The 13,043-nt window shown below is 45.0% G+C and carries 3 protein-coding genes; 2 read left to right on the top strand and 1 reads right to left on the bottom strand.

Going from position 1 to position 13,043, the window contains the following annotated elements; translation table 11 throughout:
- Both YWE_RS0119480 and YWE_RS0119475 read left to right on the top strand, forming a co-directional pair.
- The coding region (locus YWE_RS0119480) for a tyrosine-type recombinase/integrase (RefSeq protein WP_029096032.1) at nucleotides 1-570 on the top strand (570 nt) is incomplete at its 5' end.
- A gap of 114 nt (nucleotides 571-684) precedes the next feature.
- Nucleotides 685-1,134, top strand: coding sequence for a DUF2787 family protein (locus YWE_RS0119475; RefSeq protein ID WP_051323450.1), 450 nt, complete (start codon nucleotides 685-687; stop codon nucleotides 1,132-1,134).
- Between the two features lie 1,018 nt (nucleotides 1,135-2,152).
- Here the strand turns inward: YWE_RS0119475 and YWE_RS0119470 are convergent.
- Nucleotides 2,153-12,028, bottom strand: a complete 9,876-nt coding sequence (locus YWE_RS0119470; protein ID WP_029096030.1) for an autotransporter outer membrane beta-barrel domain-containing protein — start codon at nucleotides 12,026-12,028, stop codon at nucleotides 2,153-2,155.
- Nucleotides 12,029-13,043: the final 1,015 nt, after the last annotated feature.

Below are 13,043 nucleotides of genomic sequence, written 5' to 3'. Positions count from 1 at the left end.
TCAGTCAGTCAATTACCTGCCTTTTTATATTCCCTTGATGGTTATATGGGTAATCAAATGCTAAAAGCAGCGTTGCATTTATTAATTATTTCGGGGGTCAGACCGGGTGAATTACGTAATGCAACGTGGGATGAAATCAATTTAGAGCATGCTATATGGGAGATCCCTGCGGAACGGATGAAGATGAAAAGACCCCACATAGTTCCGCTATCAACTCAGGCGGTCTTAATTCTGAAACAAATTTACCCAATAAGTGGTCACTACCCGAATGTCTTCCCAGGAAGAGATCTCCGCGATAAACCAATAAATGAAACGACACTAAATAGGTTGATTAAACGTATAGGGTATGGCGGTAAAGCCACAGGCCATGGTTTTCGCCACACCATGAGTACAATTCTACATGAGCAAGGTTATAACACCGCATGGATTGAAACCCAGCTTGCTCATGTTGATAAAAACTCCATACGAGGAACCTATAACCATGCTCAGTATCTGGATGGCCGGCGTGAGATGTTACAGTGGTATGCCGACTATATGGATAAACTCGAAAAAGAAGGCGTAGTCTGTTGAAGAAAAGGTATTTTGCGTTCTAAGGCAGTCAGTAAAATAAAGAGAATAGAGGGGGAGGCTTTTTAGCCTCCCCCTCTTTTTGTTCATAACAAATCATGCGAATGAGACGTATTCATGAAAATAAAATCCAATCGACTAAAACGAAAAGCACCACACTTAACGATTACCTGTGATTTACCGATTTTTAAACCCTTCATTACACTGCTAGCCAACGTCATCGAACGTCACCCAAAAGTCTTCAGCATTACGCTCAATTACAGCAATCCTGACTACACGGCAGAAACGGGCGGTTACCGCCCCGTTGAGATTAGGATAGAAAGGAAACAGGATAATCGATGGTATATCTGTTACATAACCGAATTTACTTATATGACGACACCGTTTGGCCAAGAATCAACGTATGCCATTGATTTCGACTTCAGTCGGGGCTTGGGGTATCAGCTTGGTATGGCACCTGAGCCTATTGCTGCCTACGGCCGACTGTATAGCCTCTGGCAACGTAACTTCTGCCGTTACCATTCCCATGACATCTATCAGTGTAAGACCAGTATTGAGGAGGCATAAGCACCTATTCAGGCATTCTGCATGATGACCTCAATTTAGCTTTTTCAAGATCCCCAATCTAGCCCCGTCCCAACATCACATGTGTAATATCTAATAATATTCTATTCATTGTTTTATCGATAAAAATTATTCTTGATGAACTATTTCAGTGACAGAATTATATCTTTAATGACTATCATATTCTGACAGAGTGTCTCTTCTCCGGTAAGCGGATGGCAAAACCACTAAATACACAGTGATCTTAGCGTAGAAAAATAGGATTGCCTTTGGCTTGGTTAATGCTGGTGTATTCAACAACTATCGACGCCACTAAGGTAAATAGGCCTCATTCACAGCAAATAAACTATCCTGACTGATGATGGTCGGGGTAGTTTATTATTCCCCTCACATTATTTTTTGCTTCTTCTTGTTGGTTTCTACTCAAACAAGGTAAAAAATAAACAGCTTAGTTCCGTCGAAAATTGACGAGGTGAATATCGCTAAATAACACGATGGCTGAATGAGTTTTCCAGAGTCATACTGAGCATGTCAGGTCACCAGAAAATGCTGAGTTGCTCGTGTAAATCCAACATATAAGCGACGCGCTTCATCCGCTAAAATAAACAATCATTATCGAGAGATGCGTCGAGTCGTTTGGCTAAGCTGCGCTCACCTGACCTCATTCTTTCAGTGCAACTGTTTAGCGTAGGGATAAGTTCAGTCAGGTGTTCCCGACCAATTAAGCCACCCGTCGCGGCATGAATCGCGGCTCTGATTTTTGTGGTGATCTATTTTATATTTGTGGGCATAAATATATTCCCTTGTTTATCGTCAATTCCATTTTTCTAGCGTTAAAGTAACATACTTAAAGCCGTGATTCCGAATTTAGAACAATGCACAGGAGCAAGGTTCCATACGTAATTAAAATGTTCTAGAGAGACAAATAATTATTGATGACTCGGTAATATCAAACTATTAAATATAAAAAAGACGTACTGCATCTTCATGATGCAATACGTCCTTTATTCAACGCTTTAAATTAGAACTTGAACTTAATACCTACAGTTAACGCTGTGTCGTTATATCCCTCATCCCCCACCTGTTGAGCAACGTTAGTCCAAAGGCTAACCTTGTTATTCAACTGGCCTTCAGCACCCAGTTTAAGCTCAGCAATATTGGCATTACCTGACTGTTTAATAATCATACCATCCAGACTTACTTCCGCCTGTTCGGTATTGTGTATCCAGTTAGTTTCGACATATGTGGTAAACAGTTTGCCTTTGTCCATGTCGCTTACGCCATCGCGAGAGAGTTTCACACCTAAACGAGTTTGAACGTTATTGTTACCCTTAGACTGAACCTTGGTGCCGTTAGCTTCAGTATGATCATCGGCTTTAATCCCGTTCCAGATAACCTGAGCCTGTGGCGTAACGAATACATCACCATTTTCGCCCTGATAGACTGGCATGCGATACCCAGCCTCCAGTGAAGCACTTAAGCCATCAATGTCATAACGTTCGCTGGATATCTGATCGCCGTTAACTTCACCCTTCATACAGCTGTATTGTAACCAGCTGTCCAGATAAGCGCCGTTCAGTGAGCTGGCATCCTGATACCAGGTTCCGTAAACGCCCGCGCTATATCCGTCGACTTTACCCGTCGAGTTATATCCGCTCTGGCCAGAACCCGTTTTGCTGTCTGCATTACCATACCCTATCATCAGGCCTAAGCCTAAACGGTCATTGTCAGTAAACTGTGCATTAAATACTTCACCACCGCCCTGAATCACATAGCTGTTGGTTGCGCTGTCTAACTGACCAGTACTGTCGCCAAACTTAGTCCGCGAACCTTGCTGGCGTAACCACATACTAGAGTCTTCAGCTCGGCCTTTACGGTCTGCTAAACGAAGGTTAAATAACTTACTGGTTGCGGCCATATTCGCCATATAGCTACCTGCTTCTGGACGATAAATAAGCTGTTCTGGCGTTGGTGAGGTTGATGACAGCGCTGAACGAAGATACCAGTCACCGTCGTCAGGCGTTTCGATGCCGCCCTTAAACAGATAATATTCATAAGCACCCGATACAGCGCGCCCTTTCAGCTTAAAATCACCGCCTGATGTACCACCAATGTCGATAACCTTAATACCATTCACCGTTTGAGCTCCGTCACCACGGGCACTGGTCACCATCACATTACTCTGACCCGCCGTATTGCCGGTAATTACCAGTTTATCGGTTGACGATGCATCGTTGTCTAAATTGGTATTAATAATCACGTTACCATCGTTGCCAGTGTAGTTGCCGTCAATGGTAAATTCGCCATGACCCGTGGCGGTAATTGAGTGACCTACCAGCAGATTCCCGCTATTGGTAACATCACCGGTTACTTTGCCATAACCGCCCAATGCACCACCGTCTTGAATATTGACATCGCTCACAAAATTGGCGGTTGAAAGCGCAGCACCGCCGACTAACATCAGGCCGTTTTCAATATCGACAGATGAAGCAGAAACCTGCACATTGTCATCTATCTGTACCGTACCTGTTCCTTTCTTAATCAGCGTTCCGCCGCCAGAAATTTGATTGGTCAGTTTCCATAAGCCTGAATTATCAAACGTCACTTGTCCGTCGTTTAATACCGATGCTGCACCAAAATGGCTAACATCGCCGACCGTTAACTCGCTGTTATGCTCAATAGTAAAGGTACCTGAGAAACCGCTGTTATTACCGCCCAGCGACAATGATGCTGCATTACTCAGAACAACATCACCGGCCTGACCGCTCAGGTTATTCAGCAGAGTGCCTTTAGCGCCATCAAGGTTCAACAAACCTTCATTGTTGATTGCGCCCTGTCCTAACCCTTGTGGCTGGGTCAAGTTTGCGATAGCACCTTGTTGAATATCGGTAGTACCGGTAAACAGACCACTGTTACCATTAAAACTGGTGGTACCTGCTTCCAGAACCAGATAACCAGCACCGGTTAACGTGCCGTCAACTTGACCTCCGTCAGTAACGCTCAACTTACCTTGGTTGAAGCTAACCTGACTGTTAGCCGCCATATTTAAACTGCCAACCGTTTGTCGATTACCGTTCAGATCTAAACTAGTGCTAGCCAACATATTCAATTCGGAGGTGTGGCCTAAACTATGATCGGTTATCAAAACCAAATTGCCGCGGTTAAGGTCGGTTTCACCTTTATAATCACTGGCCGCATTACCAATACGCACTGTACCTGTGGCGTTAATACTAAAGCCACCTTCGCCGGTCAGTTTGGCACCTAGAGAATTATCCACAGCAGCACTGTTATCTAATATGATCGACTGATTAGCAAATGCATCCAACTGGGTTAATCCGTGGCCAATATACAGACCGTCCTCTTTTACAGCAGCCATATAGTTATAGTGAGCATTACCGGTTTGAACGCCGTTCTGGATAACGCTAATGACCTGATCGGATGCTACTGGCGTACCATCAACGCCAGTTAACGCAAGTTGGCTACCAACGCCAGCAACGTCAGTCGCCGAAACGATTTGATCTTCAACGTTATCATCATGATCGAAGAACGATACCCCGCTGGATGCACCCGCGCTTGGCATGTGGGACGGTGTGGTAATTGCCAGCGCACCGCCGCCGGTTGCATCGAAACGATTGACCGTTAAATGACCGGTAGGTAAATGAGTGGTTGCGTCATAATCCACTTCAATCTTGCCGCCATTAATGATTAATCCGCCCATCGTCTGGTTACCGACAAGCGTAGTACTACCTAAACCGTGAAGATCACCCTTAAGCCGTAACGTCGCGTTCGCCATTGTTTGAGCCGCATTAGCATCCAGTATAAAGCGCCCGTCATTCATGGTCAGTTGACCGCTGAAACCGCCGCTAACCGACGATGAGTCAAAACTAAACGCTTTATCACTATCGCCCAGATTAACTAACAGTTGACCCTGACCAGTCAGGCTACGAGTGAAATTCAGATCTGCCGCAGTCCCGTTACTCTTATCGATCGCTAACGTACCCTGCAAGCCTAAGTTCACTATCCCAGCAGCGCTGGCTAGATTAGTCAGGTTTTCAACCTCAAGCGTGCCGGCGTTAACCGTTACTTCCGCAGTATTGGCGCTGTTATTACCGGTCCAGATAAGTTTACCGCCACCAGACTTAGTTATAGCGTTATTGCTATTACCCTGATCGTCCCAACCAGCCATGGTTGCGATCAAACCGGCGTCGACAACCACATTAGCAACCTGTGACAATGTCACATAACGATCCGAGGTTAAATCAGAAGTAATTTGTAAATCGCCACCGTCCAGCACAGTCTGATTGGTGCTTGACCCATCGCCCAGATTAGCATCGGCAGAGATAGCCACTACGCCATTTTGAATTAAGGTTTTACCCGAATAAGCATTAGCACCACTCAGCGTCAAAGTACCCGCATTGGTCTTAACTAAATCGCCAGAACCCTGAACAATACTGCTCAGCGTCATGGCGGCACCGTTATCGGCAATAAATCGGTTGCCGTTGTCAATCAGCGTAGCCCCGCCGATATGTTTGTTCTCACCTACAGTCAGCGTTGATGCTGTATCAATGTTGATAACACTGCTAAATCCACTGTTATCGCCACTAAGTCGCACATCACTGCCGTTATTGATATTAAGCTCACCGCTACCCGATAATTGGTTAGCTAAATTACCGTCCGCATTGTCTAGCGTCGCTTTACCGTTCACCATCAGGTTGCCGTTACCCAGCGCCTGTACATTGTTTAATACTACTTCGGCAAATTCAGCGACCAGAGTATTAGCGTTTAGGGCTGTATTTTCTTTAGTTACCGTTAGCTTACCGCCATCAACCTTTAGCTGACCTGCCCCCGTTAGGTTTCCGGCTGAAGTACCTCCATTGGTCAACGTCAGTTCACCGCCGTTCAGATTCAGGGTTGAACCGCTAATCCCGTTTAACTGGCCTAGGGTTTGCTGTTTTCCATTGATATCAACGGTAGTTGCATTGGCCAGTTTGAGTTTATCGGAATGACCCAATGCGTTATCTGAACCCAGCTTTAACGTACCGGTTTTTAGGTCAGTATTACCAGTATAATCATTATTCAAATGACTGATAGTCAGGCTATCGCTACCATCTCCGGCGGCAATGCCCAGATCGCCGCTGCCGGTTACTTTCGCCGTTAATGAACGGCCGCTGCTGTTAGCAACGTCAATCAACAGTTGGTCTGTACCTGAACTTAATAGTTCTAATTCAGATAAACCATAGCCCACAGACAAACCGCCACCGTTTTCTCCATCGGTCACAACCCGATAGTCATAAGTTGCCAGCGCAGCGTTGGCGCCATTTTGAGTAATCATCTCTTGAGTAGCACTACTAACAGTATTGCCATTCTGATCGACCAGTGAAAGCGCACCACCGGTTAATACACTGCCAGCGCTCGCCAATTGAAGTAGCGTTTCATTTTGCTGATCTAATAGTCCCAGAGATTGGTTGACAATCGGCGTTGAGTTATTCTCAAACACCGATTTATTGACCTTAATCTGACCTGATTTAGAAACGTCTAATACACCGGTGATATCAATAAAGGCACCCGACGTGACTGTACCCGGCAGATATAAACCGAAGTCCAGCGTACCGCCGTCCAGAGTCAGGCTACCAATGGTCTGAATCCCGTTACCCACGGTAGTGGTATTATTCTGCTTAACCTCAAGCATCGCTTTGGTTAACGCACTGGTATTGAAGCCCGACAGCGCGAAATTAGCGCTGTTCATCGCTACAGTACCGGTAAACTGATTGCCGCTATTGGCACCGAAATCAAACTGACTGGCGGCCGTCACGTTGAGCAAGCCATTGCCACTTAACCCATGGTTTAACATATAGGCTGCGGTTGAATTGAGGGTTAGTGATGAATGTTGATCAATCTCTATGTAGCCTGATGAATCCTGACCGTCCCCCATCTGGATTTGCTGCGCCGTAGTAAACGCAGAACCATTGGTCAGATTAATCCGATCAAAATGTTGGATATTCTGAACATTGGTTAAGGTATAAGACACATTATCAAACGTCAGACTGTCATTAGCACCGCCGAGTCCGGCATTAAGCTGGCGGAACGTTGCCTGACCTTTCACAGTAACGTGATTCTCTCCACCGTCAGCGGCAGTAAAGTTATCAATTTGGCTCTGCCCACTTAATCTCAGGCTATTGTTCCCTGCTCCGGTAGTGATTGAACCGCTGATTTTCGCGTTGTCAGTCAGCGTAATGATGTTATTACCTGTACCTACGTTGAGGTTACCGTATAGTTGCCCATTATCTTGCAAATCAATCTGGTTTTGGCCCGCAGCTAGTTGAACGTTGCCGTTAATTGTTGCTGACTCAGCCAACGAAATCCGGGTATCTCTACCAGTCGCAGTCACGTTGCCGGTTAGCTGATTACTGGTACCGCTCATGCTCAGCTGATTGCTTGTGCCGCTACCCAGCGCAATATCGCCGTCAATATCACTACCATCATTAAGCTGAACGTTATTGGTGCCACCATCAAAATTCAGTTGCCCGACAAGGCTGCCCGTATTAGTGAACTGCTTATTCAGCGCAGCATCCATCACGATCAGATTTTGGCTACGATCGCCGGCTTCAATACGGCCACTATTGCTAATCGATGTAGCCGTTCCGGCTTTAATAACATCGCTGCTTTTTGAGATTAAATTACCGTTTTGGATCAGGGTATCTGCACCTTGAATATCCAAGGCGGCCCCGCCAGCACTATCATTTATATTGACATTAATAGCAGTATTAACCGATTTATTACTACCGGTCAGGTTGGCGACAATACCCCTACCGCCGGCAGCATTAATGTCAATGGATAGCCCTTGGGATCCTGATAGATCCAAATCGTTATTCGTCGCAGAACCATCAACGTTTTGATACAGAATACCGATACCACCGGCAACCTCAATCAGCCCGCTATTAACCTTGTCTAACGTCGATCCGGTATAGATACCTACGCCGTTATTGACTTTAATGGTGGTGTTATCCAGCTTAATTCCACTAATACCAGCTTTATTATGAATACCGACACCAGTGCTACTGGCATCGCTCATATCAATAATCGTATTAGATACGTTAAGCCCTTTAGCACCTTGAGATAATAGAATGCCGTCTGCTGTGCCTTTGGTCGTAATGGTGCCGTTACCTGACAATGCCGCCAGATTCAAACTGGCATCTAACCCTAGCTCTATCGCCGCTTTACCGTTCGTAGCGGCAATGGTTCCAGAATTATTAATAACTGAGTTTTCACCTTCAATATAAATAGCCGTGCCGCTGGCTTTGATATCTCCGCTATTGGTGACAATACCGTTTTTCACGCTGATAGCCACGTGGTCACTGCCCTGAGATAAATCGATATTGCCGGTATTATTTAGTTCACCGCTATCACGGGCAATAAACGCTGTCGACCCTGAACTTCCAGTTGCTGACATCACCGCTGCCGCATTGGTAATTTTAGAACCAAGGTCTTCTGCTAAACCGATGGTCGCCCCAGTCCCACTTACAATGAAAGCTGCCCCGGACTTAATCTCAGCCTCTCCACCATGAGTTGCCCGAATACCCGTCGCATTCTCACCGTTTACAGTAATTTGACTACCGGCATCAACCACCGCTTTAGTTCCAACATCGCTAACTTTAATTCCGCTGGCCTGCTTACCGGATACGTTAATTTTTAATGCACCGCTCAGGTTAGCACCATTATCAACGTAGAATAGAGTCGAACGCTCGCCGCTGGCACCGTAAGGATTGGTGGTGGCTGCCACGTTAATTTTTGATGACGTGCCATCGTTGGCTTTGCCGCTGACCCAGAACGCAGTCTGGTCGGTTGCTGTAGTGGAGAATTGAGTGACGACTTTATCGTCGAGATTAATGGTGCTACCGCCAGCGGCTTTTACACCTGCCGCGCCATTACCATTAAGTGCAATAGTGGGTGTGCTGATACCGTCTGATTTCATATCAACCACAACTTTTACACCGGTGGCTGAAATACCAATTGCTCCTTCACCGTTAAGGATCAAGTTTCCGGTGCTGGTGAGTCGCGTATTGAGATTCTCTGCTTTAGCAACCAAACCGATCCCGTTGTCACCGAGCGTAATATTACCGCTGTTAATACCGGTAGCACCTTCTTCGACCTGAATACCCACCGTATTCTTACCGATAAACGTAATATCACCGGTGTTATTGAGCGTTGCCAGATTTTTGGCAATATAACCGACTACGCCGTCCAATAAGGAATTCAACGAGGCTCCGGCATTAAGTCGGGTTGTGGCTTTATCTGCATCGCTGGTAACTCGAATATTTCCGGCCAGGTCGTGACCTTGACCGTCAGCGATCGCGGCAATAGAACCCTGTCCAGAAAGGTTGATACTGGCAGTATTAGCAATAGTGCCTGTAGCTCCACCTTCAATCTGAAGTCCAACTGCATTTTTGCCACTGACGTTGACGCTCATACCACCGGAGTTAACGCTAGTACCAAGCCCCGTGGCAACAATCACTTTGGCATTTTCACCTGAGGCTGACATGCTTGATGTCGATGCAGACGAGCCAGTGAACGAAGCACCGCCATCCAAACGCATCAGCGTTGAATTTTTGGTAGTAACATCTTGAGAACCGCTACTCGTATTGTTAATTTTTGAGTTAGCGCCATAAATGTAATAACCAAGCTGGTTTTCACCGTAGGCAAAGGTCACTTTACCGTTGCCAGTCAAGTTAATATTACCTTTATCTCTAGCATGAATACCGATGGTGTTATCACCGGTCAGATTGATTAACCCAGAAACTTCGGCCAGTGAGTTATTACCTTCAACCCATACTCCGAAGTTATTAAGTTTATTAATCGTTTTTTTACCAGCAACGTTGATAGTACCGAAAGAGACGACCTGAGACGCTCCCTGCACTTTAATACCAATATTGTTGGTACCTTTGACATTAATGGTACCGGCGTTCTCTATTTTCTTTGCGCTATTAGTGGCAAAAATACCAAAGTTTGCCGCGGATGTTTCAGACTTAGAGCCTAAGATATCGATAATTCCCGTAATGGTATTAACGAACACTTTCTTATTGACTCCGGCATCATTGGCCTGATTAATATAGACCGCGTAGGTTCCTTCGGTTTTTTCTCCCAGTACCATTGTGCCGTTATTTTGGCTCTCACCGGCAGTCTTAAGCGATCCTATATTCAAAATACGCGACTCAGCGGTAGTATTAACCTGAGTCACATTAGACAGATCGTTGCCAACTGGCATCATACCCAATGTCATAATGCCGTTATTGACAGCATAGCCGCCAATTCCTGTACCGGTTGCATCAATGCCAATAACCCGTCCGGGATTATCGTAGCTACCGTTAGAGAAATTCATTATCCCGCCGGTATTGTTGGTTAAATGCCCTTCTTTTAACGTTACGCCCATACCGTAATTACTGCTATAGACGCCAGCCGGGGACAAATTGAATATCCCGTTATTGATAAGATGGCTGCCGTTGCCCGTAACGTAAGCCTGATAGGTTACGCTGGTACCGGCATTATCAATCAAGCCGTTATTAACAAAGGTGCTTCCGCTTTGTACCGAAACACTATAACCATAACCACCACGGTGAATCAGTTTTGCACCGGCGTCCACTGAACCTAATGCGCCATTCTCCAACAGAATAAGCGCATTTTTACCCGTCGTATTATTCAACGGCGAGCCAGATAACTCTCCGCGCAGCGTGACGGTAGCATTCGAGCCCGTACCATACAAAGCAGCAAAAGAACCAATTGGCGCATTCAGCGTTGGGTCGCTGCTACCACCAGAGGTATCAACAATATAGGTAACAGAATTCTGACTATAAGCCTTTTGCAACTCAGCATCATAGAGCTTAGCCTGAAGTTTGTTAGTTTTAATACTATCAATAAGCCATTGATTATAAGATTTTAATTCTTCTATGTTAGTAATGTCATGGAGAGAGCCATCATAAGCAGTTACTTGCTTGAAACGAGAGAAAGACGCCGTTAGCGGTACGCTTCCTCCGGTCACGCCCGAAGCCTGCTTAATATTATTGGTCGACGTCCAGATAATTTCGGCTTTGTCTGCTCCGCTACCGTCGGCATAGGCTAGCTGAGTATCTTTGGTATAGACGTTTTGAATGGTCGGCGCTTTGAGGTTGAACTCGGCAATACCGTTAGTCACCTTTAGCATACCGGCTTGATAAAACAGACTGGATGGGCGATCTTTATCGATAACCGTAGCCAGTAATTGAGTATCTCGGGTTAACGCTTGTAAAGCATCTGGTGTAAAGGTTGTTACTGTCGTCGTCACGCCAGTGCCGTCAGTAATAGTAAAGGTATTATTTTTAGCACCAAAATCGAGCAGAATTAAACTGCGGGCATCAAACGTTGTTGGATCTATCGTTGCGCCATTGACAGTAGCCGAGGTCACGTACCCTTTATCAATCGCATCGCTAATAAATAACTGAGTGGTTCCTGATGAGGTTACCACTATGCTGTCAGGACCGTTAACCACATAACGATGGCCATCACCGATTACCACTGCGTCCCCCCAAGCGTTTGCCGTTGTATAATCCCAAGGTGACGTTAAATTACAGGTCAGTGTATCGTTATCACAGGCGTTAGCAGATGATAATAGTACACTTTTGGTACTACTTAATTTGTTCGAATTAGATTCAACCAAGGCTTCCGTCGCATAAGCGTTATTGCCAAATAATGCCATCATTAAAGTTAGCGTTAAGCTACTCAGTTTAAAACTAGACGGCGTTAAACCCGAGGAAACATCACACTGGTTAAGCTCAGACTTAGTTTTTTTACCTGACATAGATAATTCAGAGGTCACATCAAATCGCCCCTGAGCTCGGTTCCAGATAACTTTAAAGACTTTGTTCATAAAACTCCAACTACTGATTTTAACTATATTTAAACCAAGAGGCTATCAACCGCCCAGAGCGAAATATTTATTGAAATACAAGGATGTAAAATTTGATTAACAAAATTGGAATGAATAATTAAGCGGCAATAAGCAATCCCTGCGTTGTATATCCATCTATCTATAACTACCTAGTTTGTTAATAACAATCAGTATGAGAGATAAGCCTAAAGCCTTGCTGTACTCGCTATCTGACAGTTCAAATCCGTTGGCTTTGACTAAGATAATGTTTTTTCTAGAGCGATGTTATCCAAAAAACGAAATAACACTTTACTCAGAAACATTTGAGCCATTGTTTTTAGCAATTCGTTGGATATATGAAATACTTTATTCGTCATGAAACTGGTTGATTGCAGTATGGAAAAACAACACTTATTTCTAATTTCGCCTATATTAGATTTAAACATCGAAAAATGGAAGAAATCAATTGATTAATAGTAAGCGTACGGTGAACTGTGCGCTGTGTACGTATTAACATGAAGAAGATCACTCAATAACCAGCGTTTTTCAAACCAGTTGTCGCCTGCTCCTCAAATTGGTCGATGATGGATTGGTGATTAAAACCGGTGTGAGCAAAGGCCTTCCACTGCACTGGTGGCTCATCAGCGTGGGTAACAATACCTGACCGAAGTGCATATGCGGTAACTCGATTGACTTGCCTTATTTTAATCACTTATCAGCCTCACAATGTTGTATGCCAAATCAATCATCGATAATGCTGGGATAAGCCGCTTACAAAATTATCAATCAGCAAGAGAAGCATTCAATCGATTATGCACNCTGTTAGGTATAGTCCACAGTAATTCGACATGCCGTCTCAGCCCCCTTATTAAGCCCTGCCGAGTCTTTTTTCCTNCCATGGTCAGCCCCTGTCCTTAAGTCTTAGTCCCCTGAACGAACTTATCTCACCCATTCCATCCAATCAGCCACCAGATAGAACACGCCGCCAAAAATGGCGAGGACAATATACGGCTTT

Source organism: Budvicia aquatica DSM 5075 = ATCC 35567, from assembly GCF_000427805.1.
In the GTDB taxonomy this organism is placed as follows: domain Bacteria; phylum Pseudomonadota; class Gammaproteobacteria; order Enterobacterales; family Enterobacteriaceae; genus Budvicia; species Budvicia aquatica.
Note: the sequence above shows the minus strand (reverse complement) of the source record. Positions and strands in the feature narration are given on the sequence as shown.

Coding starts and splice junctions, on each gene's coding strand:
- YWE_RS0119475 (WP_051323450.1), top strand. CDS start 685: ATGAAAATAAAATCCAATCGACTAAAACGAAAAGCACCACACTTAACG.
- YWE_RS0119470 (WP_029096030.1), bottom strand. CDS start 12,028: ATGAACAAAGTCTTTAAAGTTATCTGGAACCGAGCTCAGGGGCGATTT.